This is a genomic window from Planktothrix serta PCC 8927 (genome assembly GCF_900010725.2).
GTDB classification, from domain to species: Bacteria; Cyanobacteriota; Cyanobacteriia; order Cyanobacteriales; family Microcoleaceae; genus Planktothrix; species Planktothrix serta.
In genome coordinates this window covers 1-25,241 of the sequence record NZ_LR734844.1, presented here as the reverse complement: position 1 = coordinate 25,241, position 25,241 = coordinate 1, and the positions used below count along the sequence as shown (strand labels likewise).

Genomic DNA, 25,241 nt, shown 5'->3' with positions numbered 1-25,241 from the left:
AAATAAGTCATAGGGATTATCCTAGCTCAACTAAAAACGACAAGTTAAGTTGGTTTTAACTGGACAACTAGGTTCTGTCAAGGGATTCCCTCTTAAATCTAATCCGGTTAGGTTGGTCAAGCTTTGCAACGGGCGACTATCGGAAACTTTAGTATTATACAAATCTAATGTAATTAATTGCGTTAATTCTTGCAGAGCGGTGATATCCGACACGGGAGCATTAAACAAGCTGAGGATTTTTAGATTCCTCAAGGCTTGTAAAGGAGTTAAATCGGAAATGGGGTTATTTCCGAGGGAAAGTTCGGTTAAATTCGTTAAGGTCGCTAAAGGACGAATATCGGAAATTTGATTATCAAATAGAGTTAATTGCTTGAGATCGGTTAAAGAGGCGAGGGGGGTTAAATCAGCAATTTGATTGTTAAATAGTAGTAGTTGTTTCAGATGAGTTAAATTGCTGATCGAGGTTAAATTAGTAATTTGATTATCATATAAGGCTAAATAGCTGAGTTTTATTAAAGATTGTAGGGGCGTAATATTTTTGATTTGGTTTCCATATAAGGATAATTTTTTTAAAGCCACTAAAGATTTTAATGGGGTAATATCCTGAATTTGATTATCAAATAACACTAGATTTTTTAAGTTTTTTAAACCTCCAAGAGGTGTTAGGTCATTAATTTGATTAGTATCTAAAATCAAAGTTTCTAGTTGGGTTAGGGAAGAAATAGGCGTTAAATCTCTAATTTGATTAACATCGAGCACTAACCCTTTTAAATTTGTTAAATTAGCTAAGGGCGTTAAATCAGAGATTTGATTTCCACTTAAATACAAAATTTGCAGTTGAGAAAAATAACTTAAGGGACTTAAATCCTTAATTCCATACCCACTTAAATTTAATTGGGTTTGTAGAGATAGAATTTTATTAGCTGTTTTACAGTCTTTTGTTTGAGTTATTCCTAATAATAAATCAAAGGTTTTTTTCGTTTCTAAACTCAAATTTTCTTGATTTAAACACAAATTTTCAAAGCCATCTAAAGGCTGAGACAGACTTTCAGAGGCAAAAACAGGATTTATTTCTAATAAAAATATTGAGAAAGCGATCGCAATTTTATCTTTATTTCTTTTAATAAATTTGATCATAATATTTTTGTTAGAGTAGGGAATTGGGAATTACGAATTACGAATTACGAATTACGAATTACGAATTGTCAACAGCCAACGGTCAACAGTTAACCGTCAACATTTATAACTTGATAACACTCTTCAACAGAAGCCCGATTTTTCATGGCTTCTACTAAACGATAATAGGCAGATTTGTGAGATTCAATTAATGTTTTAGCTTGGAGAATAGCCCAGCGCTCTTTAAATTTGGCTTCACTTATCGGACGGTTTAACTGAGTCCAAATAGCGGTAATTTTTTCTCGGTCTTCCCGTCCCCCCTGCGGCTTTTTAAAGACTATCGTTTCTGCGGCTATTCCCGCCATCCACACTGTACAATAACGATCTAAAACCCGTGCTGAAAGTTGACCCTGTTGTAATTGTTCCCATAATAGTTGATCAGCAAACTGCACCCCCCCTTGAGCATTTAATCCTTGTTTAAACGCTTCCCAACCATTTAACGCATATCCCTGAATGGGAATTTCCATCAAATAGGCGACTAAAAAATGTCCGGCTTCATGGTGTAAAATTCGTTCACGAGTAGAAGCCGAAGTTCCCGCTAACCAATCTACTAATAAATTAGCACCCTGACCTTGAAATTGAAAAACATCTAACGTCGCCACACCTAATAAAAAACAGGTGATGCTCGCCGGAATAAACGGCGAAATATTCAAAACCGGACTCAATAAAGCCGATAAAGTGATGGAGAAAACAGTAATAGCAATTAAATTTAAACTGGTCGTTCTCATCAATTTTTTTTCTGATTTCTAGCTTTATAAAACATTTCCAAACTCTGGCGATCGCCAACAAACCGCCAATGCCAAGGTTCATAACTCACTCCTTGGGGATTATCTTTAGGAAAGGATAACTCAAAACTATAAAAAGCGGCATTATTTTTTAACCATTGAAAAGCCTGAGTTTGCTCAAAACTAACACTTAAATTTGTTGAGGGCATATTACCATCGCCAATATCAATGGCATAACCCGTATGATGTTCACTGTAACCCGGAGGCGCACTCACCTCAGCGCGTTTAGTGGCGACTTGTCCCCGTTGCGCTTTGACTTCAAAAAAGATCATTTCCTGATCTTTAACAGTACGAAAGCTGGAAATCGGAACTAAACTCACCCCACTGGCTAAAGCCGCTTGATCCATTTGCTGATAAGCTTGGGCGGCGGCTTTGCGTAAGCGATGACTCCCATCAGCATTAATACTTTCTAACTCGGCTGCGGGGGCTTCCGCGTAGGGGAGATGACCCAGTAAATTGTCCGGTAAGCTTGGAGAGGCTGTTGGGGAGGCGGAGGCGGTTGGTGTCGCTGAAGCGCTGGGAGTGGGAGTAGGGGAAGATGTAGCAGAACTCTTGGGTTCTACGACGGTTTCTACGATGGGGATATAAGATTTGGGAGAGAGAATTCCAAATTGATAATTAATCACCAAAGCAGTACAGAACGCGACGACTGCTAACCCCAACATTTTCCAGAAGAGTCCAGGTCTTTGGGAAGGTCGGGAGGAAGCCACGGTCACAACGGGAAGATCTCGAATCGCCTCTGGAATCTCCTCTGTTGATCCATCCGCGACAGTTTCGGCTTGTTTAGGCAGACTAGAATTCTTCAACGGCTTTACTCCTGCACATCCATCAAAGGCTGAATTTTATAATACTTCATGTTGACGGCTAACCGTCAACACCTCAACGCTCAACAGTTAATACCTAATCTTTATGTCTAATTCTGTAACTCAACTTTTTACTCTTTATCAATGGCTAATTGGTGGCGTTTTAATCGGATGGATTTTAGGTCGAAAATTACCTGCTATTGTTCCCTATTATTTAGGTCAAATTTTATATTGGGGTGTTGTTCCGATTGCGATTATTGCATTTTTAAGAAAAGCGGATTTATCCGGTTCAATTTGGATTGCTCCCTTAGTGGCTTGGGCTGCTATTTTCCTCGGTGCGGGGTTAGCTTGGATGGGGTTACACTGGCAAAGCCGTATTCCTAAATTCAATATTTTACCCCAATCTTTACCCTCTCAAGGCAGTTTTTTATTGGCTTCAATGGTTGGGAATACAGGATATATTGGTTTTCCCGTTATTTTAGCATTAGTCGGCCCTAAATATTTCGGTTGGGCAGTCTTTTATGATGGACTGGGAACGGTGATTGGTGCTTATGGATTAGGAGTGGCTTTAGCAGCAAGATTTGGCATGGGAAAACAAGACCCTTGGCAATTAGTTCGAGTATCATTAACGAATCCTGCTTTAATTAGTATGGTGATCGGTTTAATGGTAAGAAATATTCCTTTTCTCCCCCCCATTGAACAGGGGTTAAGGGGAATTGCTTGGAGTAGTGTTACTTTAACCTTAGTGTTAATGGGAATGCGTTTGAGTCAGCTTAATTCTTGGCATCATTTCCGACCTGCTTCTGTTAGTTTAGCTATTAAAATGTTAATTGTGCCTTTGGTGTTGGGTTATGGATTAACGTTATTGGGATTAACAGGATCTCCTTTATTAGTTTTAGTCTTACAAATGGCAACTCCTCCCGCTTTCGCCACATTGGTTTTAGCCGAAGCCTTTAATTTAGATCGGGAATTAGCCGTTACAAATTTAGCGATGGGTTCTACACTCTTATTATTAACCTTACCTCTGTGGTTGTTCTTATTTGGCTCATAACACTCCGTCATGATTGATTAAGAATTAACTCGGACAAGTAGGAAAGAACCCAGTTGACATCTTTTTTATTATATTATATGCTGGAATTGTATTTTTAGAAAACTAGACCCTTAAACCATAGGCATTTTAAAGATAAAACAATGACACCCATTGAATTTTTCTCACCCATCTTCTCTGCGGCTAATTTACCCCCGGTTTTAAGTCAATTAGATGCTTTTCCATCTATCTCGTCTAACTGGCTATTTCTCGTGGTTGTAGTCATTCTAGTTTTACTGGTTTATTTTTTAAATAAAAATCAAGTAAAAGCCGTCCAAAATATCTCTGAACAAGCTTTACAAATTCAAAGTAAAGTTATAGATCAGGTTCAAGACCAGACGACAGAAATGGCTGCTATCGCTCAAGAAAAAATTAATCTAATTCTTGAGGAATATCAAAAATTTCTCCCCTATGCAGAACAATTGGGATTGAAAGTAGATAGTTTTAGTATTGAAGCCGGAGTCTTACCACAAATCAAAACTTCTTTGCGAGGCTCAATTGACAACATCAAAAACGAGATGATTGAGAAGATTAAGTCAGAAAACAATAATAATAAACTGCTGATAGCTGTTCTCAATGCTATCTTATTAGCGAAAAAATGTAATGATAAACTTGAAAGCGTTTATATTTCGCTGTTTAAAGATATCATTATTGATATCAAATTAGGAATTCCTCCTGCTATTTCTGTTCGGTTTCAATAAAGGGTATATGTCTTAACTCCTCCCTATCCCCTAATTTTTTGTACTTCATCTTAGTTGATTCAAGCCCTCCTGATTATGCTATTACTACTATTTCGGAGGGCGATAGGAACGTTCTGCTGTCCAATGGCGATCAGAAGATTGATAAACTCTGATCTTCTCTAAACCCACAGACTCGATAAAATTAATGATTTCATCTAATGTATAGGCAGCTTGTAAGGACTCTCGAAATAGTTTTTTTTGATGGTCGTTACAGTCTCCAGCATACTGTTCAACTAATGTATTGAGTTCTGTTTCACTACAAGGACGAGTTAAATCTCTGAGAAATATTGCTCCCTGGGGTTTTAACACGCGCTGAAGTTCTTGAAAAAATAGCAGAGGATCTTGTAAATGGTGAACAATACTATTGGAAATTACCAGATCAAATTGATCATCGGGGTAGGGTAACTGTTTTGCATCCACTTGTTCTAATTTAATTTGTTCCTGTAACCCCGCTTGTTCAATATTTTGATTCCCGATAAATAGCATATTTGCTGATAAATCAATTCCGGTAATTTGCCATTGTGAGCGCAATTGAGCGATTAAAATTGGTATTCGGGCTGTCCCAGTTCCCGCATCTAAGATTAATCCGGTTTCTGGCCCTAATTCTATCGCCAATTCTGCAAATTCTTGATTGACTTGAGTAAAATCCATTGCATCATATTCGCTGGCTGCTTCCCAAGTGTCCATGACTTCGGCTTCTGGAATACGTTCTATCATTATTATTCAGATTAACGTGATCTCAAAATATAGTAGGGTTAATTGGGGGAAGTGGGAAGTCCTGGGAGCTAATGCACAAAATTGCTTTTTTGTCAACTCCCCTCAAAATTACCCCCTCAGTTTTTAGAAAAACTCGTGCATCGCCACGCCTAAATTACGTCAGGGTTTTGTAACTTTTCACGAATTTACTGGGTTTGAGAATAGGGTTTTGAGGTCAAGTTATACTTCCCCAGATGTTCATTTTTCCTATAATACCCCAAACCCCATGATTCCGTCAAGTAATTGCAAGTAATTAGCAATAATTTCTCGGCAAAAATCTGGATTTTGGGCTAAATCTTTTAAAATTAAAAACAAAATCCCATAATCTATAGCTTTTTCTTATTAAAACTTCCTCTTGACACCAAACCTGGAGTAATACTTTAAAAAAGATTATGATGAAAAAATGTTTGAGTAAACTATCAAAAATTATGAAAGCAATTGAAACGACAGCAACTATTAATGAGAGTGGGCAATTGACACTTGATCAATCATTAGGAATTACTAAACTACAGCGTGTTCGGGTTATTGTCTTAATTCCTGAAGACGACGAAGTTGACCCCAATGAAACGCCGACTGAAATTGTTATCGAAGGGATTCGTCAAGGTTTATACGAAGCATTAACCGGACAGACTATTCCGCTCTCAGAAATGTGGGAAGGTATTGATGCTGAGTGAACCACCACCCATCCAAATCGCGCTTACTCCCCGCTTTAAAAAGGATCTTCGAGAACTGGCTAAACGCTATCGTTCAATTCGTACCGATCTTCAACCCTTAATCGAAAAACTTCAAGCAGGTGAAATTCCTGGTGATAGAATTGTTGGTGTGAAATATACCGTTTTTAAAGTTCGTCTTAAAAATAGTAATATCCAAAAAGGAAAAAGTGGAGGCTATCGAGTTATTTATTATCTGAAAACGGCTCAAGCCATCATTCTCGCTACCATTTATTCCAAATCTGACTACTCAGATGTTAGTCATGAAACCATTGAAGAGGTGATTACTCAATATGAGAACGAAATGGGTTAATTCAATCGGAATCAGCGGCTCCCTCGCCATCTGAGGACAGAAACTGCTATAATTGATTTAAACGAAGTCGTTATGAGTTTGAAATAAGAAAAATGGGACATACAACTGTTGAAAACCTTGTAATTATTGGCTCTGGGCCTGCGGGCTATACGGCGGCGATTTATGCAGGACGGGCGAACTTGAAACCCGTTGTTTTTGAAGGCTATCAAATTGGGGGGATACCGGGGGGTCAGTTAATGACCACGACAGAAGTTGAGAATTTCCCTGGTTTTCCCGAAGGCATTACCGGGCCGGAACTGATGGATAGGATGAAAGCCCAAGCTCAACGCTGGGGGGCGGAATTGTTTACCGAGGATGTGATTTCTGTTGATTTGAGTCAACGTCCCTTTACCGTTAAATCTGAAGACCGGGAAATCAAGGCGCATACCATTGTAATTGCAACGGGGGCGACGGCGAAACGGCTGCATTTACCCCAGGAAGAAACCTTTTGGAATGCGGGAATTTCCGCCTGTGCGATTTGTGATGGGGCGAGTCCGATTTTCAAAGGCGTAGAATTAGCCGTAATTGGGGGAGGAGATACCGCCGCCGAGGAAGCCGTTTATTTAACCAAATATGCCACCCACGTTCATCTATTAGTCAGACGTAATGAACTGCGGGCGAGTAAAGCCATGCAGCAACGGGTGCTTACCCATCCTAAAATTACGATACATTGGCATACGGAAGCTATTGATGTCTATGGAAATGGGAAATTAGGGGGAATTAAAATTAAGAATAACCAGACAGGAGAACAACAGGATTTACCTGTCCAAGGGTTATTTTATGCCATTGGTCATACTCCTAATACGCAAATTTTCCAAGGACAATTAGACCTGGATGAGGTGGGATATATTATTACGAAACATGGGACTCCAGAAACTAGCGTTGAGGGAGTTTATGCGGTTGGAGATGTTCAAGATCATGAGTTTCGTCAAGCCATTACAGCCGCCGGAAGTGGTTGTATGGGGGCGATGTTAGCCGAACGTTGGTTATCAATTAATGGGTTAGCGCAGGAAGTTCAACAAACGGAAACTTCAGAACCGGAAGCGGAAACCCCAACTTCAACACCACCTCAAATTACGACTTCCGAAAATTTTGATATCCAAAATACCCGCCATACGGGGGGCTATGCCTTGCGGAAACTTTACCATGATAGCGATCGCTTAATTGTGGTAAAATATTCCTCACCCACTTGTGGGCCCTGTCATAGGCTTAAACCGATTTTAGATCAAGTCGTAAGTGAATTTGAGGGTAAGATTCACTATGTTGAAATTGACATTGAAGAAGATCCTGAAATTGCTCAAAATGCGGGGGTAGTTGGGACTCCAACCCTACAAATGTTCAAAAATAAGGATTTAATTCAAGACCTCAAAGGAGTTCAACCTAAGAGTTTGTATCGAGAGTTAATTCAGAATAATTTATAGAACTCAAAACCCGGTTTCTAAAGTCACTCCGTAGTAAGTCCTTCAGGACTTTTAACTCAATTCGGGAAAAGAAAGCCCTGAAGGGCTTACTACGTTAGGAAACCGGACTTTTAACTCAATTCGGGAAAAGAAAGCCCTGAAGGGCTTACTACGTTAGGAAACCGATTATTTCGAGTTTGGTTTTGATCTTAATATTAGAAGGAATTGCAACTAAAAAAAGCCAGATTGGGTTAAAAATTAAATTTTTAATTGCGTTGAAACTTAAATTTCTTCTGAAACTTTAGCCCGTTTTTTTCGGAAAATTCCGGTTAGATTAATTCCTGTGATTAACAGGGCAATTAAGCCTAAACCAATTAAGGCAATATAAATTGTTCTTCCGAAGGGGCCTAAATAAGTACCTTGATGAATTCCTAGTAAGAATTTAGAAACTTCACTCGGTATCCCAAACCAAGTTTTCCCAAGTCTATATAAAATTCCTGTTAACGCACTTATAAATAAGGGTAAAAATGTAATCGGTGCTAGAATTTGATGCACTTTTCTAGCATTCAAGGGAGAATTTTTAGAGGGATTTTTACGTTTTTGTTGTGCTAACTGAACCATTGCCAATCCGGTGACAATCATGGCAATTAGTCCTAAACCTACTGATAATACATAAATCGGAACTAATGGTTTTCCTAAAAATTCTCCTTGATGAATATACATCATAATTTCTCCTTTTTCTTCTGACATTCCCATCCAAGTCCTTCCCAGGCGATAGACTATTCCGGTTAAGGCAGTTAAGAATAAAGGAATAAATACAATGGGTGCTATTTTGCGATGAAATTTCCGAAATTGGATATTTTGCATATCATTAACCTCAATAATTATAGATTTGTAGAAATGTAAAAAGTTTACCTCTCTAAAGGTAGGTACATGACCCAGAAAATAGTTATTAATATAACAACAGAAAGATAATGCTCCTAACCCTTAGTTTGAGGATAAACCTAAAAAGTGACAAACTGGTGACGAATTATAATGGGGTTTTAAAGATGGGGTAAATTCGGAAAACGGACAACAAAACAGCTACCCTTTCCTAATTCACTGGTAACGGTAATTTCCCCTTGATGATGTTGAACTAAAGTTTGAGCGATCGCTAACCCTAATCCCGATCCCCCTTCTTGTCGAGTTCGAGCTTGATCCGCACGCCATAACCGATCAAAAATTAAGGGTAACTGTTCAGCAGAAATTCCCATTCCCGTGTCTTCAATTCGTACCCAAACCCATTTTTCTCGATCTTCTAGGGATACCCTAACTTTTCCGCCCGTGTCAGTATAATAAATGGCATTTTCAATTAAGTTCAAAAATAATCGCCAAAGTTGATTTCCATCTCCTTTCATTTTAATATTTGTCTTGATATCTAAGATTAATTCAATTTGCTTTTGTTCGGCTTGAAAAGAAAGAAATTCTACTAAATCTTCTAACAGTTCATGGAGAGGAATAATCAGCCAATTCGTTGTTATAGAAAGAGAATGTTGATCTGTGCGCGCCAGGAGCAATAAATCTTCTACTAAGCTCGTCATTTGATTAACACCACTAGCGATCGCTTTTAATTTATCAATATCCGCAGTATGAATTCGTTCAGGATGACTCTGCATCACTTCCACACAAGCTCTAATTCCGGCTAGAGGATTTCTCAATTCGTGAGAAGCATCGGCGGTAAATTGTTTGAGTTTTTCAAAACTTTGTTCAATGGGTTTTAAAGATTGTTTTGTTAACCACATTCCCCCAAAAGCCGTTAATGCTGACACCAAGATTCCCCCTAACATCATCCCTAACCTTAATTTTTTTAACACCATTTCAATCGGTTCTGTAGACTCACTGATCCGTACATAGCCCATAATCTGTTGGGTTGCTTCAGGTTCTTTGTTAATCTCTAAAGTTAGAGTCCGAATTTTTTTCTCATTAACTGTATAAGTCCGATGATAATGGGATAAATCCAGAGGAGGAAAAACTTTTCCAGCTTTAGTAATCAGTTGGCGATTGGCATCAAACCATTCAATTCCTTGATTCGGTTGCTGAATATTTTGCCAAGGAATATCCAGATCTTCATCATCATCTAATTTCAGAGAATCAGAGACTTTAGAAGCTTCTTTATGTTCTTTAATTTCTTCAAAATTATGAGTAGCTGCATCTGCTAATGTTAGGAGTTGACGATCTAATTGTTGATATAAACTAAAGGCAAAAAATTCATAAACTGCAATCATTGATGTCCCCGAAATTGCCATCATCACCCCTAAATAAGAAAGCAATAAGCGCCAACTTAAAGCTCGAAATTGAGGGTTAATTGCATTGCGTGTTGAGCCGATATCCCAAGCCATAAATAGTTTCAATTAATGTAGAGGATGCACCCACTGTTTTAAGTTTTTGTCTCAATCTTTTAATATGGGTTTTGACCGTATCATCACCCGGAATATCTTCAAAAGACCAGAGGTGTTCTAAAATCATTTCGCGTGAAAGCACCCGTCCGGGGTTCCGTAAAAACAACTCTAATAACTCATACTCTTTAGGCGTTACAGACAGAAGTTTTCCGGCATAAGTAACTTCACACTTGTTCGGATCAAGCTGAAGACTTCCCCATTCTAACACCGGAGGTAAAGCTAAGTTTCCTCGTCTCAATAAAGCCCGAACTCTGGCTAATAATTCCTGTAAATCAAAAGGTTTAATTACATAATCATCAGCCCCCACATCTAACCCTAAAACTTTATCTGCACTGGTATCTTTTGCCGTTAACATCAATACAGGTGTAGTATTACCCCGTTGTCTTAATCGTTGACAAAACTGAATGCCATTGAGTCGAGGTAACATCACATCTAATATAATCACATCGTAGGCGGCCGCTTCCACAAACTCCCACCCCATCTGACCATCATGAACAACATCTACTACATAATGATGATCCATGAGTGCTTCTGCTAAGGCTTTGGTAATCCGTTCATCATCTTCTACTAATAAAATCCTCATTCTCTCCTCGTTTGCCAGCGATTTAATCCAGCTTAATGTATAGCAGGGAACAGGGAACAGGGAACAGGGAACAGGAAAGAGGAAGGAAGAAAAGACAGACACAAATCTAGTTTTCAGCATCACTCTTTGTCCTAACGGGTCTGGCGACTGCTATAGTTAAATTAGGTTAACTTAAATTTTGGAAAAAATCAAATCAGGGGATGGTTTAATAATTATTTTAATAGAGGTTGGAAAAGAGCTTGTAAAAATAGTTAATATTTGCATAAATTCTCAAAATTTAAGCTAAAGTAGAGATCAATATTTTCACCCGTTAACTGTGAAATAAATCAAAGGAGAACGCGATGAAAACAGCCAACAATTTACCCCCTTCCGACCTATCCATTCCACCAGGATACCTTAATATTATGGGTTATGTCGATGAATCCGAGGTCAATGGCCCAGGATATCGCGCCGTGGTCTGGGTTCAGGGGTGTTTGCGAGAATGTCCAGGGTGTTTTAACCGTGAATCTTGGTCATTTGAACCCAACCAATTAATTGCTGTTACAGATTTAGCTGAACAAATTTTACAAAATCCTCGCAATCAAGGGGTAACATTTTCTGGCGGTGAACCCTTTTGGCAAGCTGAAGCTTTAACCCAATTAGCTAAAATTGTTAAAGCCAAAGGATTCAATGTTATGTCGTTTACTGGGTTTACATTAGCAGAATTAGAATCTCCAAAAGCCCCCCCTCATGCTCAAGATTTATTAAGGGAATTGGATATTTTAATTGATGGGCCTTATACAGAATCCTTAGCGATTAATTCTCCTGATTCTTTGGTGTCTTCTCGCAATCAACGGGTTCATGTTTTTAATCCGGCTTTACAAGATCAACTCACTTGGGCCTCAGATCAAATTGAAATTCATATTCTCAAAGATGGACGACGAATTATTACCGGATTTCAAGGTCAGATGAATTTAGGAGATTAATTGTTTACACCTATATCGATACATCTGTCTTTAAAAACTCTATTTTATATAGCATAATATCAATTTTATATTGAATTGATTTGTCCATTAAGTAATCCCCTATTGAGCATATTTTATTATCAAAATTTTTTTTGTTTTTATCTACCGACCCCCATTGCCAAATATACCAAACTGAAATTTATGTATACCTAGAGCCATTACCAGTTCCATTGGTGTTTTATATACTCCTACTACTTTTCCTTTTGTCTTGACTGTATACCCCTGAGAACTAAGTGTTACAACATACTCTTCATCTCGAAAATCAATAAATGCCTGATCAGCCCGATCAGCGGGCCTTGCATATCCCTCTCCTTTTACTAAAATAAAATTAAGCTCTTTAATAATTTTTGGTAAGGATATCCATTCATACCGATTTAATGAGTTTTGCTTTTGTTGTACCTCTCCTCCTAAATGAAAAGCTAGTTGAATAATGCTGCTATGCTCCTCAATCTCATCCTTGATAGGTTCTCCAAAATCGCACCCTTCAGCGAGAACAAAAGATTTGCCACTAAAAATAGCTAAATCAGATTCTCGAAGAACTATCTTTTCAAAAATTTTATCTTTTTCTATAAAAAATTCATGATAATCCTCTATTACTACATTACAGTCTTGATTAGACTGCTTTTTATAGTAAATTTTTTTTATAATTCGATCATCTTTTACTTTAAAATTAGATGTAGTAGATGTACAATATCTTCCCATGAGCTTCTTGAGTTTTTCAAATTGTTCATTAAGCATAAATTTATAGATATACTAAAATAGTTTGAATTAAGGCTTTTAGACAAATAGGAACTAGGTTACTAGCAAACATCTTTAAAAACAAAGTAATGTTTTTGAGAGAGCCTCAAAAATTATACTACTGTATAATCTCAAAAGCAATGCCTAAAGTATATTCATTTGTCGGCATTTTCTTTGTTTTCAGGATTTTACCTAAGAATAGTCTTTTAAAACTGGTTTTATTCATTGAGATAGTTATGGGGTGTGTTGACATCTGTATAATCATCCTGTCCAGAATCCTGTGAAGTATTCCAATCTTGAGAATCATCGGGATTGAGGAAGACCGGAGTTAGGGGAATTGGGGAAAACATAGTTAAAATTCCTTCCCTTCTAAACATTAGCTTGTTGGTCAATTGTTCATGGTTTAGTTATGTTATTTATGGAGGGACAAATTTTAATTACAGAAGAACAGTTGATAACTTTATTATCATTTATTATCAGCATTAATTGTAAATTTTTTAATCGAAGGATTGTGCAAATAGCATTTTTAATTAAATTTCTTGCCATTCCCTAGCGTCAACAAATAAAGATAAATGCTTTTTATTAGTTGTTGCAACAATCACCTCATGCCCTAAATTAGCGACTAAAATAGCTTGTGATGCTAAAATAACATCACCATCTAAGGCTTTATTATCAGAGGTTGGTTTACCTTTTTTTCTCGCTTCAGCCCATAATTCTGAGGCTTTTAACATGACTTCTGTGGTAATAGGAAGATAAATAATTTCTAATTTTAATTGATCTAATTTTCTGATCCCTGAAAGTTTATTCGCTCTTAATAATTCTCGTCTAATTTCATAATCTATAATTTCGGGTAAAATGACTTGATAACCTCTTTGAATAAGACTTAAAAACCATTGTTGACATTGTACCGCTAAAGGTGTTGCTTTGGGATTAGTAATTAATCCCACTGGTGCAGAATCTAATAAAATAACTTTACTCATTAAATTGAAACATCCTCTAAAGATTCAATAATTTTTAAAGTTTCTTTTTGTTCATTTTCATCATCTAATTCAGCCCAAGACTCAAATAATTGTTTAATTTTTTCTTGATCTTGGCTACTATTATTAATTTGATTAATAGCATTATTCCAAGCATTAATAGAGATTTGTTTTGTCAGCAAACTTTGACGAAATAAACGTACAAAATTTAATAGCTCAGGTATATATTCTTCAGGTGTTTGTTCAATTTCTGTTAATAAATCAAGCCGTTGTTTTGTTGCTGTAATCTTGTAATTATCCATCATTATTTACCTCGATTTTTCAAATTTAGTCTAAGGTAACTTCATAAAAAGCGATCTTTTTAGACTTATTCCTAAAATTATACTACTTTATTGCCATAGGAGTAATAGCTCAAGTATAGCAGGGAGTAGGAAAATAATCACAACAGATGTTACTCATTAACATAATTTCCTTCTACAAATTTAAACGAGATTTAAAATTGACAACCGAACCAATAACAGCGATCGCAGGGGCTTCAAAACCCGTTTCTGCTACTTTTTGAACAATCGTTTCTAAAGTGGCAATTAACTCTTCTTGATCCGGTCGTGTTCCCCAGCGAATTAACGCTATCGGAGTCTGGGGGGATTGTCCAGCCTGGGTTAACTGTTGAATAATATAGGGTAAATTGTGAACTCCCATATAAATTACAATGGTTTCTGAACCTTGCGCGATCGCTTCCCAATTCACTACAGGTCGATATTTTCCTGCGGTTTCATGACCCGTTACAAAGGTAACAGAAGAACTATGATCTCGATGGGTTAAAGGAATTCCCGCATAAGCTGGCGCCGCAATTCCTGAAGTAATTCCCGGTACAACTTCCACAGAAATACCCGCTTGAATTAAATCTTGCATTTCTTCCCCACCGCGACCAAAAATAAACGGATCTCCTCCTTTTAGTCGGACTACAATGGCATTAGTTTTAACTTTTTCAATTAATAATTGAGTCGTTTCTTCTTGTAATAAGGAGTGTCGTCCTCGCCGTTTTCCCGCATGAATTTTTTCAGCGTTAGGGTTAATTAAATCTAAAATTTGAGGACTAACTAACGCATCATAAATCACGACATCTGCTAATTCTAATAAAGTTTTTCCTTTAACCGTTAATAAGCCTGGATCTCCTGGCCCAGCACCGACCAGATAGACTTTACCTAAATATTGTTGAGGTTGATTCATAGTTACTTGACTCAAATCTTAGTTCGTTGGAACAGGGATCAAAACAAATTAACAGTATGTTACGAAACTGTACCAATATTGTCATGTTTCACTCATTTTAATCGATAAACTGCATGGCTTCGATCAATTGAGAACCCGCAGGACAACGAATTTCTTTAGAACCTGGGGAGGGAGGTAGAATCGGAGTGGGAGGAATAGAGGTTAGATCATTGCTTTGGCAAATTCCGCCGACCCGCACCATAGAGCCTTGTATTTTAACGATAAATAATGCACCGGAATAACTTTTAATCCGAGGAAGGTTTGCGGAAACTTCAAATAATACTTGCTCCGATCGCACGTTCATTTTATATTGATAGTTACGGGTTCCCTGAGCAATTCCTCGATATAAATTATCTAATTTAGGGGTAAACTTATTATAATGCTTTAACTGATAATTTTGGTTTTTAATGAGAGCCAATAAAATTTCTTTTGCTTCAAGTTGTTTTATGTTGCGAACTCTAGCATCAAAGGAAGGAAAAGTAATTAAGGCAAATAGTACAAAACAGATTAAGATTGGCAAACAAGTTTGACCTATCTTTTTTAAATTTTTAATTGAAAACAAGTTAGATGTAAACATTAATATTGAGTTAAGTTTCTAGCTATTTTCTAAATTTTATTTGAGAAACTTCATCGATTCAATTAATTCAGAATCAAGGGGACAGCGAACTTGATAAAAGTTTGGGAAAGGCGGTTCAATGGGAGTTGGAGCCGTAAAGGAGGAGCGAGGACTTTTACAAATTCCTCCCACCAGGATAACCGATGGATTGTGATTAATTTTAAAGATCGCTCCAGAGTAACTCACCCGTCGCCAAATCATAGGAATCGCTTCAAAAAATACTCGATCCGATTCTACCGTCATTTTAAATTGATAGGTTCCGATCCCGGTTGAAGTCCCTCGATATAAGTTTTCTAAGTTAGGGGTGAATTTACCATATTTTCTAAATTGTTGATTTTGATTTTTAATTAAACTCTTTAAAATTGATCTCCCTTGTGCTTGTTGACCTCTACGAATTTTATTGTCAAAATGAAAATAACCCAGGGTAACTAGGAGCAATAATAGACTTAAAAAAGATAAATATATCCATTTTGCTTGAGAATTTAAAAAAGTAAATTTTGACATATTTGTGAGTATAGGTTGAATAAAAAATAGCAATTTTTAATCAATGATGCTGAATTTAATATAACGGTTATAAGTTAAAAATGGATAAAAATTTACTATAATATAACTTAGTTTATTAAAGTTAACTCAACGTTTGTAGAACAACTGAAGTCTGGGGGTGAATAGCTAATAGCTTAACGAAAATGAATATTGACCAACTGGAAATTTTATTAGCAGTAGCAGAACAAGGAAGCTTTTCAGAAGCCGCATTGAGTTTAAATATATCTCAATCCGCCGTCAGTCGAGCGATCGCAGCTTTAGAAGATGAACTCGGAGTCCCCTTACTATTGCGAGGACGGTTTGGCGCACGTTCCACCCTAATTGGAGAACGGGTAATGCTACACGCGCTTAAAATCTTAGAACTGCGTGAAAAAATCGATTATGAAGTCAATTTAGAAAAAGGTTTACATCGAGGAAAAATTCGAGTTGCGTCCTTCCGCAGTGCAGCCACCCACATCCTCCCCTCAAAAGTTGCCCAGTTTCGCAACCGTTTTCCCGATGTGGAAATCACCATTACCGAAACTGACCCGTTAGGGGTTGAACAAACCTTACGCACAGGTCAAGTCGATATTGGGTTAATTCCCTTACCCCGTTCTGAAGAATTTGAAACCTGGGAAATTGCTAGAGATGAATATGTGGTTTTGGTTCCTAACTCCCTCGGTCAAATTCCCAAAACCTTAACCTGGGAAGAACTCTCGACCTACTCTTTCATTTTATTCAATTATGCCGAATGTACCTCAGCAGTGCGCGAACATTGGGCAAAATGGGGACAATCGTTAAAAGTCGCCTATCAAATTAAAGAAGATTCAACGATTGTTAGTATGGTTGCTCAGGGATTAGGGGCCGCAATTTTACCCCGTTTAGCTGCCTTACCCATTCCTCCCCAAGTCCAAGTTAGAGCCTTACCTGTTCCCCTAGAACGAGTCATCGGTGCTGCCATCTGGTCAAATGGCTTTCATGTCCCCGCCGTCTTCGCCTTTCTCGATGTCTTAAGAGGAACAGGAGTATTTTCACGCCAAGAGGACGGTTGACGGTTGACGGTTGACGGTTGACGGTTGACCGTTAACCGTCAACATCTAGCTGGCTTTACGTTTCGGGGCCATCATGCGTTCAACACTCATGGCTCCCACCCCCAAAATCACTAAAGCCATCCCATAAATTTGTTGCTGTTTAATCGATTCACCAATAATCCAAAAGGCAAACAACGCCGTTAACGCTGGCCCCGTCGTCCCGATAATCGAGGCTAAGGAAGCTCCCGCCGAGCGAATGGCAAAATTGTTTAACAAATAACTGGATAAGGTGAGAACCCCTAAAACAACACCCCCGATGATTAAACCATTCCAAACTCCGGGTTCAATACTAATCCCTAAGCTATCGGGTATTACCATTAAACTCACGGCAGAAAAGACAAAGATGGCCGCAAAATTCACCAAGCTAAACGGAATCGGATGCAGTTTTCCAGCCGCTACCTGTGTCAACAGTACATAACCTGCAAACGCAACACCTGCACAAATAGCAGCGATCACCCCCACCTGTACATTTCCCATCGCAATATTAGGATTTCGGGCAGGTAAACAGAGAATACCTCCAGCCAAAATCGTAATCATGGCAATCACTCGGATGAACGTCGGTTTATCTCCAAATAAACCCCAAGAGGCCAGCACCGTGACAATGGGATAAATAAAGAAAATCGTAATCGCAATTCCCGTTGGGATTTCACCAATCGCCACATAGATAGCGACTTGAGATACAAATAAGAAAAATCCACTGCCAATTACCGTCAGCATTAAGCGACGATCACCGGACTGGAGAAAACGTCTAAGATCCGTCCACACCGGAGGATACAGGAACGACGCCACAATCGGCATCAGTCCCATGACCACAATCATGCGGAGTAACAAAATTAATAAGGAATTTCCAATCCCCGGAGAAATAATTCCTTCTAGTGAAAATAGACCAAAGATTTCACGGGGTTGTGGCCCTTTGAGGATAATTTTCAGACAAACGTTAAACAACGATAGGGATACCGCCGAGAGTAACGCCAAAAATAGACCAAGTTGTACCGGAGAAGATGGCTTTGGCCCAGAAGGAACAGATTCCGGCTGCTTAGTTAATGCAGCCTTAGCCGGGGGCAGTGCTTCAGGACGTCCACTCGGTAGTTCCGGTCGGTCGTGATCTCCTCGAATAAAGGGCGCGACCGTCTGTTCTTGCAAACGAGCAACAATGGTTTCCAGCAAAGCTTCTACTTGCTGTTCCAGAGTTTGCATATTATTCAAGCGTCGAGACAGGTCACTTTGGTAGTGATTTAATTCCTGCTGTAACGATTGGAATGTATGGTTAAGGCTTGTTTCCAAAACCGCTTCCAACTCTCGACTATTCAAGTTTTCATTGCCGACATCGGACAGGGGAACCAGTCCACTGGGATCAGTCGCCAACAAAGGTGGATCGCTGGCTGCTTTAATTTGATTGATCCGTAGGATTAAAGCTTGTTCGACATTACGAGCAACAATTTGGGTCAGTTGTTTCAGCCAAGCTGGATTAGGAGGAATCCGATCGGACAGCGTTTGGAACTGCTGAGATTGCAGTCGCCGATATTCCGTTTGCAGACTTTCAATATCCTCAATTAGGCGAACCTTATCCTGTTGCAGTCGTTGAATGTCCTGAGACATTTGTTCCTTCATTTGGTGATGGAATGTTTCTAACTCCTGGATCACCGAACTGAGGATTTCTTCTGCTGGTGTTCTGGTTTCTCCCGATCCAAAGGGTGGCGGTTGATTGTCCTGTGTCCCCATTCGTGATTAACCTCTTATTGATCTGCTGATTCAGCTATACCGCCACTCATACCAACGCTGCCTGTGTCCGGGTTTCACAATCTGACTCCGATAAAGGCACAACGGGAAAAATGGCGGACTGGGGGAGGGTTATCCCCAAAAACCTCAAGTGAACTACCGACACCGCCCTAATCGGGTTGGTGTAGGCTTCCGAATTCACAGACCGATGCCCTGACTTGAAAAGTAAGTGGTCTTACACAGCCTCCATCGGCAAAAACGGGGTTCCCTCCGCCTTGATTTAATATTCTGATTGTAATCAATAAAGTTAACAAATTTTCCCCATCCCACATCAGATATTGATTGGGACAGCTTTCGATTCTTAACCATTCCCTTAAAGTTGAGGTTTTCAACGAAAGCTTACAGACGCGCCATGGCAGGTCTCTACGCTTTCGTTGACCAATTTTCTTGATAATTTATGTAAGAAATCTTGGCGGGAGTTGGCTATTTTCTCATGAACCTTAGCGACAATTCTTTTAGATTTCTCTGTCGATTTACTATCACGAGGATTAAAATCACGGTCGTTCAAATCCAGTTCAAAATCTTGAACAGAATAGCACTGAGAAGGGCAGCACTGGGAACTGTGATCACCCAAGCTAAGGCAATTGAACGCACGGTATCCAAACGCACAGACTTTCCGCCCTGCACCAGTCCAATTCCGACTACACCCCCAACTAAAGCATGGGAGGTGGAAACAGGTAATCCTAAACGGGAGGCTAATAATACTGTTGTTGCGGTTGCTAATTCTGCACAGAATCCTTCACTGGGAACCAGAGAAATAATATTTTCTCCTACTGTCATAATCACGTTTTTGCCCCAGATGGCTAATCCGGTTACAATCCCACTCCCCCCTAAGAGTAAAAGCCAAGTGGGGATTTCAATATCGGCTAAAGGAACTGAACCTGTTTTGATCACCGTTAAAATTGCAGCTAAGGGCGCGATCGTATTCCCCACATCATTTGACCCGTGAGCAAAAGCAACAAAACAGGCGCTAATTACCTGAAATTGTGCCATTTGTTTTTCTATCCCTGGGAATTTTTCGGGTGTGGAATTAGAAATAGAAGAATTCTGTTGTTGCTCTAATTGTCGCCAACTGATCCAAGTTAAACTCACCGCAGCTATTCCCCCAATCCCTAAAGGAATATCATGAACGGGTAGCGTCCAACCCCATTGGGTTAAGGTTTTCTGTAACGGAACACTCAAAATCGGGAAGACAATTACCCCAAAAATTCCGATTAAGAAACTACTCAACCAAGGAATCCATTCTCGAATTTGGCGATGGGGATCGGGTTGGTCTAAAATCCAACGTTTGATCAGCGTGTAGAATAAAGCCGCAATTAGGCCACTGATCAAGGGCGTGATTAACCAAGTTAGGGAAATCACACCAATGGTGCGCCAGTCTACGGCGTTGAGTCCGGCGGCGATAGAACTAAATCCAGCGATCGCACCGACCACCGCATGGGACGAAGACACGGGTAATCCGTAACGGGTAGCAATTTGTAACCACAGTCCGGCGGAAATCAATACCGATACCATCCCAATCACAAATACCCTGGGTATGGAGAGAAAGACTTCGGGATTGACAACCCCCGTTGCTAAGGTTTTAGAGACTCGTTCTCCAAATAATACCGCCCCGGTAAATTCTAAAATCCCGGCTACGATAATCGCTTGTTTGAGCGTCAGTGCTTTGGAACCCACCGATGTCCCCATTGAGTTCGCCACATCATTAGCCCCTAAATTACAGGCGACATAGAAGGCTAACCCGCATAACAGGACAATCGGCACAATTGAATCCATTGAAAGGTTTAACATTCTAAAATGGTTGACGGTTGACGATTGACGGTTGACGGTTAGCTGTTGACTGATTACTGATAGATTTTGCAATCCGTTTCGATCTATAATAGGGGCTTGTGAGTTTTGGGAAATCATCATGAAGGCGGGAGAAATTATCCGTTTTATTGAAACGGCAGAAATTGAAAACCTCCGACAACAACTGAATAGATCCGATCTCCCTGAGATTTATGTCGGGGATACGGTGAAAGTTGGAGTCAAAATTCAAGAAGGCGGTAAAGAACGGATTCAGCCCTACGAAGGAGTTGTAATTGCCAAACGTCATGGCAGTATTAATGCCACGATCACCGTGCGGAAGATTTTTCAAGGCGTGGGTGTTGAGAGAGTCTTCTTAATTCATTCTCCTAGAATTGCCAGTATTAAAGTTCTGCGTCGCGGTAAAGTCCGTCGGGCAAAACTCTACTATCTGCGCGATCGCATCGGTAAAGCCACTCGCGTTAAACAACGCTTTGATCGGAGCCTATAAATTGGCCCCCACCCGAAAATCCATGATTCCCCGGGTGACTTTCGGAAAAAATTTTAACTAAAGTCTGCAAGTTGTGTTAAGCTAGATACGGTAAAAGATCAGCCACTCCGCTATGCGCTCTTAGTTCAGTTGGTAGAACGCAGGTCTCCAAAACCTGATGTCGGGGGTTCAAGTCCTCCAGGGCGCGCTGGATACCTCCAATGCCCAGACGAAAGGAAATCTTACGTCTGGGCATTGTTCCGAAAAGCAACATTAAGGAACATTGTTTTGGGGCATTCAGTGTGATAGTTTAAGAAGTTTGGGCGGATGTATTACCCTCTTTCAGCTAAGATCAGGATCAGATACCGTAAGATCGCAAGGGGAGTTCATGGTGGTCAACAAGAAAGAAGAAGTTGGAGTTAAAGAAACAACTTCTGGCTTTAACGCTTCTACCTTCCTCAAAGAAACAAAAGAGGAATTGGACAAAGTGGTCTGGCCAAGCCGACAGCAACTATTGAGTGAGTCGGCGGGCGTATTGTTGATGGTCACGCTCTCGGCTACCTTGATCTATTTAGCAGACAACTTCCTTCGTTGGGCGTCGGGGCAAATCTTCGGATGACTTTTACATCGGACGAATCACAACATTCAGACCTCATGGCAGATGCAAGCGAACTTTCCCAGGACTTTTCACCGGGAGAGCGTCGTTGGTATGCTGTTCAGGTGGCTTCTGGCTGTGAGAAACGAGTCAAAGCGAACCTGGAGCAACGGGTACAAACCCTGGATGTTGCGGATCGAATTTTGAAGGTGGAAATTCCCCACACCCCAATGATTAAACTGCGAAAAGATGGCAGTCGTCAACATGGTGAGGAGAAAGTGTTTCCAGGTTATGTCCTCATTCAGATGAGGCTGAAATGGAATAACGAACTCAATCGCTGGGAAATTGACGATGAAGCTTGGCAGGTGGTCAAGAACACGCCACACGTAATTAACTTCGTTGGGGCGGAACAAAAACGGCATTCGGGTCGGGGTCGAGGTCACGTTAAACCTCTACCATTGAGCCATGCCGAAGTGGAGCGAATCTTCAGACAAGCGCAACAACAGGAACCCATTGTCAAGGCAGCAATGGCCGTTGGGGATCATATCATTGTGCTTTCAGGGCCGTTTAAAGACTTTGAAGGGGATGTGATTGAAGTCAGTCCAGAACGAAGTAAGCTCAAAGCTTTACTTTCAATTTTTGGACGAGATACCCCAGTAGAATTAGAGTTTAATCAGGTTGAAAAACAAGGCTAAGGAATGGCAAAGAAAGTTGTAGCAGTTATTAAGTTGGCAATTACTGCGGGCAAAGCCAACCCTGCGCCCCCAATTGGCCCAGCTTTGGGTCAACACGGGGTGAATATTATGGCGTTTTGTAAAGAATATAACGCCAAAACCGCAGATAAAGCAGGTCTTGTGGTTCCGGTGGAAATTTCGGTTTTTGAAGACCGCAGTTTCACCTTTATCCTCAAAACGCCTCCGGCTTCAGTGTTAATTCGCAAAGCCGCCGGAATTGAAAGAGGTTCAGGGGAACCCAACCGCAAGAAAGTGGGCAAAATTACGCAAGCTCAGTTACGCGAAATTGCAGAAACTAAAATGCCCGACCTGAACGCAAATGATGTCGAAGCCGCGATGAAAATTGTGGCGGGAACTGCCCGGAATATGGGAGTCACCGTTGTTGATTGAGGCTGATTTAGTTTGAGATCCAGGCCAAGGATAAACCGATCCGGTTAGACTAAGGGCTGATTGTCAACAAACTGTATTTGAGCCTCAATGACTGATCCTTGAATTCCTGCTGATGCCAGGAGATTTAAGTTAACCCTTTAGTGGGGGAGAAGTAGATCTTCGTTAACCACCCCAGGAGATATAGATAGAATGGCAAGAAAAGAATCCCGTCGATTACAAGAACTCAGAAAAAAGGTTGAAGAACGACCTTACGAACCTTTAGAGGCGATTAATCTGTTGAAGGAAACCGCTACAGCTAAGTTTCCTGAATCAGCCGAAGCCCATATTCGTTTAGGGATTGACCCTAAATATACGGATCAACAACTGCGGACAACGGTGAGCTTACCCAAAGGCACCGGTCAAGTGGTGCGAGTTGCGGTATTGGCTAAAGGGGAAAAAGTCACCGAAGCTCAAGCTGCTGGGGCTGATATCGTTGGCTCTGAAGATTTAATTAATGATATCCAGAAAGGAATGCTGGATTTTGATTGCTTAATTGCTACCCCGGATATGATGCCTCAAGTGGCAAAATTGGGGCGGTTGCTGGGGCCTAAAGGCTTAATGCCTTCACCCAAAGGCGGAACGGTGACGACGGATGTGACACAAGCGATCGCAGAATTTAAAGCCGGGAAGTTAGAATTCCGGGCAGATCGTACCGGGATCGTTCACGTTATGTTTGGCAAAACAGCTTTCGCCGCCGAGGATTTGTTGGTGAACTTATCGGCTCTGCAAGAATGTATTGACCGCAACCGTCCCTCTGGGGCTAAAGGTCGGTATTGGCGCAGTGTATTTATCACCGCCACAATGGGGCCAGCGATTGAAGTGGATATAACAGCACTGCGAGAACTGAAAATTGCAGATGTAGTTTAATTGGGGGTTGACAAATCCAACAAAATATGCAATGATTAAAAATTGCGTATTTAAACCAATAAACGACTAACTTACCGCAGACAGCAGGGGCAAAACGCTTAATGTCCTGCCGAGGCTAAACAAGTTTAAAACTAAACAATCAGGATAAGGTTACAGACCTAATTTATTCAGTCTGTCTTTAGAGTTAATGTTTGAGTTTTAAGTCTTAACCTCGGTGAAAAAACCGGGGTTTTTTATGGCGAAATCGCTGCTGTTTAATTAATCGGGTCAGGAGTCAACCATTGCAAGTTATCTTATCTCTTTCGAGGGGTAAAGATGAACGGCAATGTCACACGGAGTTTCAACAAGAATGGGAAGAACCCTAGAAAATAAACAAGAAATTGTTGCCGAACTCAAAGAAACACTCAAAGACTCACAACTGGCGATTGTGATTGACTACAACGGCTTGTCCGTTGCGGAAATCACCAATTTACGGCAACAGCTTCGGCCTTCAGGTAGTGTTTGCAAGGTGACAAAAAACACCTTAATGCGAATTGCGATTGAAGGTCAAAGCAATTGGGAGCCTCTGAATGAATTACTGAAGGGTTCTAATGCTTTTTTATTAGTCAAAGAAGATTTTGGCAGCGCTATTAAAGCCTACCAAGCCTTCCAAAAAGCTTCCAAGAAAACGGAAGTTCGCGGTGGGGTCATGGAAGGGCGTCTGCTGAGTGACAGTGACATTAAAGCATTAGGAGATTTACCCTCCAAAGAGCAACTTATGGCTCAAATTGCGGGTGCTATCAATGGTGTGGCGACCAAACTGGCCGTGGGCATCAACGAAGTTCCTGGGTCTTTGGCGCGGGCACTCAATGCCTATGTGGAAAAAGATCAAGATGGCTCAAACGACGAAGCTGCATAGTTTCTCGGATTGCTTTGGCAACGAGTCTCAAACACAAACCGTTACATTGTCTAGGAGTTTAACAAATGTCTGCAACTACTGATCAAATTCTGGAACAACTGAAGTCTTTAACTCTGTTAGAAGCCTCTGAATTAGTCAAACAAATCGAAGAAGCCTTCGGTGTGAGTGCGGCGGCTCCTGTGGGTGGTTTCATGATGGCGGCTCCGGGTGGAGCCGCGCCTGCGGAAGAAGTTGAAGAAAAAACTGAATTTGATGTCATCCTGGAAGAATATCCGGCTGACAAAAAAATCACTATTCTGAAAGTGGTGCGTGAACTGACAGGTTTAGGTCTGAAAGAAGCTAAAGATTTAGTGGAAGCAGTTCCTAAAGCTGTCAAAGAAGGGACTAACAAAGATGACGCTGAAGCTACTAAGAAAAAACTGGAAGAAGCTGGCGCTAAAGTTTCCATTAAATAATTTTAACGGGGCTTAATTTTAGTTTTTTTAGTTCATTCCTCACCTGGTTTCTGATTCAGAAATCAGGTTTTTTATATTGAATTATAGTAGGGAACAGGGAACAGGGAACAGGGAACAGGGAACAGGGAACAGGGAACAGGGAACAGGGAACAGGGAACAGGG

The 25,241-nt window shown here is 40.2% G+C and carries 31 protein-coding genes, 1 tRNA gene and 1 other annotated feature; of the genes, 15 read left to right on the top strand and 17 right to left on the bottom strand.

Going from position 1 to position 25,241, the window contains the following annotated elements; all coding sequences use genetic code 11:
- Positions 1–30 precede the first annotated feature (30 nt).
- From PL8927_RS05215 to PL8927_RS05205, 3 genes are all read right to left on the bottom strand, one after another.
- Positions 31–1,137, bottom strand: a complete 1,107-nt coding sequence (locus tag PL8927_RS05215; protein WP_083618323.1) for a leucine-rich repeat domain-containing protein — start codon at positions 1,135–1,137, stop codon at positions 31–33.
- Between the two features lie 89 nt (positions 1,138–1,226).
- Positions 1,227–1,904 carry an ATP-dependent Zn protease gene (locus tag PL8927_RS05210; RefSeq protein WP_083618320.1) on the bottom strand — a complete coding sequence of 226 codons (678 nt, stop codon included), beginning with the start codon at positions 1,902–1,904 and terminating at the stop codon, positions 1,227–1,229.
- Positions 1,904–2,767: a M15 family metallopeptidase gene (locus tag PL8927_RS05205; protein WP_083618318.1), complete on the bottom strand. Its 864-nt coding sequence runs from the start codon at positions 2,765–2,767 to the stop codon at positions 1,904–1,906. The genes PL8927_RS05210 and PL8927_RS05205 overlap by 1 nt, the downstream gene beginning before the upstream one ends.
- Before the next feature lie 103 nt (positions 2,768–2,870).
- Here PL8927_RS05205 and PL8927_RS05200 point away from each other — a divergent pair, with 103 nt between their 5' ends.
- Both PL8927_RS05200 and PL8927_RS05195 read left to right on the top strand, forming a co-directional pair.
- Positions 2,871–3,815 carry an AEC family transporter gene (locus PL8927_RS05200; protein ID WP_083618316.1) on the top strand — a complete coding sequence of 315 codons (945 nt, stop codon included), beginning with the start codon at positions 2,871–2,873 and terminating at the stop codon, positions 3,813–3,815.
- A 140-nt stretch (positions 3,816–3,955) separates the two neighbouring features.
- Positions 3,956–4,552 carry a hypothetical protein gene (locus PL8927_RS05195; protein WP_083618315.1) on the top strand — a complete coding sequence of 199 codons (597 nt, stop codon included), beginning with the start codon at positions 3,956–3,958 and terminating at the stop codon, positions 4,550–4,552.
- A gap of 87 nt (positions 4,553–4,639) precedes the next feature.
- Here PL8927_RS05195 and PL8927_RS05190 read toward each other — a convergent pair whose 3' ends face one another.
- A complete protein-coding gene (locus tag PL8927_RS05190) occupies positions 4,640–5,305 on the bottom strand; it encodes a class I SAM-dependent methyltransferase (protein ID WP_083618808.1) in 666 nt (221 codons plus the stop codon).
- A 470-nt stretch (positions 5,306–5,775) separates the two neighbouring features.
- On the opposite strand from PL8927_RS05190, the gene PL8927_RS05185 reads away from it, so the two are divergent.
- The 3 genes from PL8927_RS05185 to trxB all read left to right on the top strand — a co-directional run bounded on the left by PL8927_RS05185 (position 5,776) and on the right by trxB (position 7,830).
- Positions 5,776–6,021 carry a type II toxin-antitoxin system RelN family antitoxin gene (locus tag PL8927_RS05185; protein ID WP_083618806.1) on the top strand — a complete coding sequence of 82 codons (246 nt, stop codon included), beginning with the start codon at positions 5,776–5,778 and terminating at the stop codon, positions 6,019–6,021.
- Positions 6,011–6,370: a type II toxin-antitoxin system RelE/ParE family toxin gene (locus PL8927_RS05180; RefSeq protein WP_083618313.1), complete on the top strand. Its 360-nt coding sequence runs from the start codon at positions 6,011–6,013 to the stop codon at positions 6,368–6,370. Before PL8927_RS05185 ends, PL8927_RS05180 begins: the two co-directional genes overlap by 11 nt.
- Positions 6,371–6,462: 92 nt before the next feature.
- Positions 6,463–7,830: a thioredoxin-disulfide reductase gene (gene trxB, locus PL8927_RS05175; protein WP_083618311.1), complete on the top strand. Its 1,368-nt coding sequence runs from the start codon at positions 6,463–6,465 to the stop codon at positions 7,828–7,830.
- Between the two features lie 261 nt (positions 7,831–8,091).
- Here the strand turns inward: trxB and PL8927_RS05170 are convergent, their stop codons facing one another.
- The 3 genes from PL8927_RS05170 to PL8927_RS05160 form a co-directional block, all read right to left on the bottom strand.
- A complete protein-coding gene (locus PL8927_RS05170) occupies positions 8,092–8,676 on the bottom strand; it encodes a PepSY domain-containing protein (protein WP_083618309.1) in 585 nt (194 codons plus the stop codon).
- 176 nt (positions 8,677–8,852) lie between these two features.
- Positions 8,853–10,187, bottom strand: coding sequence for a sensor histidine kinase (locus PL8927_RS05165; protein ID WP_083618307.1), 1,335 nt, complete (start codon positions 10,185–10,187; stop codon positions 8,853–8,855).
- Positions 10,150–10,830: a response regulator transcription factor gene (locus PL8927_RS05160; RefSeq protein WP_083618305.1), complete on the bottom strand. Its 681-nt coding sequence runs from the start codon at positions 10,828–10,830 to the stop codon at positions 10,150–10,152. The genes PL8927_RS05165 and PL8927_RS05160 overlap by 38 nt, the downstream gene beginning before the upstream one ends.
- 341 nt (positions 10,831–11,171) lie before the next feature.
- Between PL8927_RS05160 and PL8927_RS05155 the strand changes: the two genes are divergently transcribed.
- Positions 11,172–11,795 (top strand): 4Fe-4S single cluster domain-containing protein, encoded by a 624-nt coding sequence (locus PL8927_RS05155; protein WP_083618303.1) that lies wholly within the window; start codon positions 11,172–11,174, stop codon positions 11,793–11,795.
- 141 nt (positions 11,796–11,936) lie between these two features.
- On the opposite strand, the gene PL8927_RS05150 is transcribed toward PL8927_RS05155, so the two are convergent.
- The 7 genes from PL8927_RS05150 to PL8927_RS05125 all read right to left on the bottom strand — a co-directional run bounded on the left by PL8927_RS05150 (position 11,937) and on the right by PL8927_RS05125 (position 15,938).
- Complete coding sequence (locus PL8927_RS05150) at positions 11,937–12,572, bottom strand: hypothetical protein (protein ID WP_083618301.1); 636 nt, start codon at positions 12,570–12,572, stop codon at positions 11,937–11,939.
- A gap of 218 nt (positions 12,573–12,790) precedes the next feature.
- On the bottom strand, positions 12,791–12,922 hold the full coding sequence (locus PL8927_RS28805) for a hypothetical protein (protein ID WP_269322005.1): 132 nt from the start codon (positions 12,920–12,922) through the stop codon (positions 12,791–12,793).
- A 180-nt stretch (positions 12,923–13,102) separates the two neighbouring features.
- Positions 13,103–13,552: a PIN domain-containing protein gene (locus PL8927_RS05145; RefSeq protein WP_083618299.1), complete on the bottom strand. Its 450-nt coding sequence runs from the start codon at positions 13,550–13,552 to the stop codon at positions 13,103–13,105.
- Complete coding sequence (locus PL8927_RS05140; RefSeq protein ID WP_083618296.1) at positions 13,552–13,851, bottom strand: hypothetical protein; 300 nt, start codon at positions 13,849–13,851, stop codon at positions 13,552–13,554. Before PL8927_RS05140 ends, PL8927_RS05145 begins: the two co-directional genes overlap by 1 nt.
- A 172-nt stretch (positions 13,852–14,023) precedes the next feature.
- Positions 14,024–14,779, bottom strand: a complete 756-nt coding sequence (gene cobA, locus PL8927_RS05135) for a uroporphyrinogen-III C-methyltransferase (protein WP_083618293.1) — start codon at positions 14,777–14,779, stop codon at positions 14,024–14,026.
- 97 nt (positions 14,780–14,876) lie between these two features.
- Entirely contained in the window at positions 14,877–15,338 is a 462-nt protein-coding gene (locus PL8927_RS05130; RefSeq protein WP_197047324.1) for a type IV pilin-like G/H family protein, read from the bottom strand.
- Positions 15,339–15,431: 93 nt separating this feature from the next.
- Positions 15,432–15,938 carry a type IV pilin-like G/H family protein gene (locus tag PL8927_RS05125; RefSeq protein ID WP_083618288.1) on the bottom strand — a complete coding sequence of 169 codons (507 nt, stop codon included), beginning with the start codon at positions 15,936–15,938 and terminating at the stop codon, positions 15,432–15,434.
- A gap of 182 nt (positions 15,939–16,120) precedes the next feature.
- Here PL8927_RS05125 and PL8927_RS05120 point away from each other — a divergent pair, with 182 nt between their 5' ends.
- Entirely contained in the window at positions 16,121–17,008 is an 888-nt protein-coding gene (locus PL8927_RS05120) for a LysR family transcriptional regulator (RefSeq protein WP_083618286.1), read from the top strand.
- 45 nt (positions 17,009–17,053) lie between these two features.
- Here the strand turns inward: PL8927_RS05120 and PL8927_RS05115 are convergent, their stop codons facing one another.
- The 3 genes from PL8927_RS05115 to PL8927_RS05105 form a co-directional block, all read right to left on the bottom strand.
- Positions 17,054–18,769: an EamA family transporter gene (locus PL8927_RS05115; protein ID WP_083618284.1), complete on the bottom strand. Its 1,716-nt coding sequence runs from the start codon at positions 18,767–18,769 to the stop codon at positions 17,054–17,056.
- Between the two features lie 385 nt (positions 18,770–19,154).
- Complete coding sequence (locus tag PL8927_RS29085) at positions 19,155–19,334, bottom strand: transposase (RefSeq protein WP_407947374.1); 180 nt, start codon at positions 19,332–19,334, stop codon at positions 19,155–19,157.
- Positions 19,331–20,602 (bottom strand): inorganic phosphate transporter, encoded by a 1,272-nt coding sequence (locus PL8927_RS05105; RefSeq protein WP_231505917.1) that lies wholly within the window; start codon positions 20,600–20,602, stop codon positions 19,331–19,333. Before PL8927_RS05105 ends, PL8927_RS29085 begins: the two co-directional genes overlap by 4 nt.
- 133 nt (positions 20,603–20,735) lie before the next feature.
- Here PL8927_RS05105 and rplS point away from each other — a divergent pair, with 133 nt between their 5' ends.
- The 8 genes from rplS to rplL all read left to right on the top strand — a co-directional run bounded on the left by rplS (position 20,736) and on the right by rplL (position 25,079).
- Entirely contained in the window at positions 20,736–21,122 is a 387-nt protein-coding gene (gene rplS, locus PL8927_RS05100; protein ID WP_083618283.1) for a 50S ribosomal protein L19, read from the top strand.
- Between the two features lie 114 nt (positions 21,123–21,236).
- Positions 21,237–21,309: transfer RNA gene (locus tag PL8927_RS05095), tRNA-Trp, on the top strand.
- Between the two features lie 180 nt (positions 21,310–21,489).
- The gene (gene secE, locus PL8927_RS05090; protein ID WP_083618282.1) at positions 21,490–21,720 is read left to right on the top strand and encodes a preprotein translocase subunit SecE; all 231 of its coding nucleotides are present in this window, start codon (positions 21,490–21,492) and stop codon (positions 21,718–21,720) included.
- On the top strand, positions 21,717–22,391 hold the full coding sequence (gene nusG, locus PL8927_RS05085) for a transcription termination/antitermination protein NusG (protein ID WP_083618281.1): 675 nt from the start codon (positions 21,717–21,719) through the stop codon (positions 22,389–22,391). The genes secE and nusG overlap by 4 nt, the downstream gene beginning before the upstream one ends.
- Positions 22,392–22,394: 3 nt before the next feature.
- The gene (gene rplK, locus PL8927_RS05080; RefSeq protein WP_083618280.1) at positions 22,395–22,820 is read left to right on the top strand and encodes a 50S ribosomal protein L11; all 426 of its coding nucleotides are present in this window, start codon (positions 22,395–22,397) and stop codon (positions 22,818–22,820) included.
- Positions 22,821–23,009: 189 nt separating this feature from the next.
- Entirely contained in the window at positions 23,010–23,726 is a 717-nt protein-coding gene (rplA, locus tag PL8927_RS05075) for a 50S ribosomal protein L1 (protein ID WP_083618279.1), read from the top strand.
- Between the two features lie 56 nt (positions 23,727–23,782).
- Positions 23,783–23,971: a sequence feature (ribosomal protein L10 leader region), on the top strand.
- A gap of 104 nt (positions 23,972–24,075) precedes the next feature.
- Positions 24,076–24,624 carry a 50S ribosomal protein L10 gene (gene rplJ / locus PL8927_RS05070; RefSeq protein ID WP_083618278.1) on the top strand — a complete coding sequence of 183 codons (549 nt, stop codon included), beginning with the start codon at positions 24,076–24,078 and terminating at the stop codon, positions 24,622–24,624.
- A 65-nt stretch (positions 24,625–24,689) separates the two neighbouring features.
- On the top strand, positions 24,690–25,079 hold the full coding sequence (gene rplL, locus PL8927_RS05065) for a 50S ribosomal protein L7/L12 (RefSeq protein ID WP_083618277.1): 390 nt from the start codon (positions 24,690–24,692) through the stop codon (positions 25,077–25,079).
- Positions 25,080–25,241: the final 162 nt, after the last annotated feature.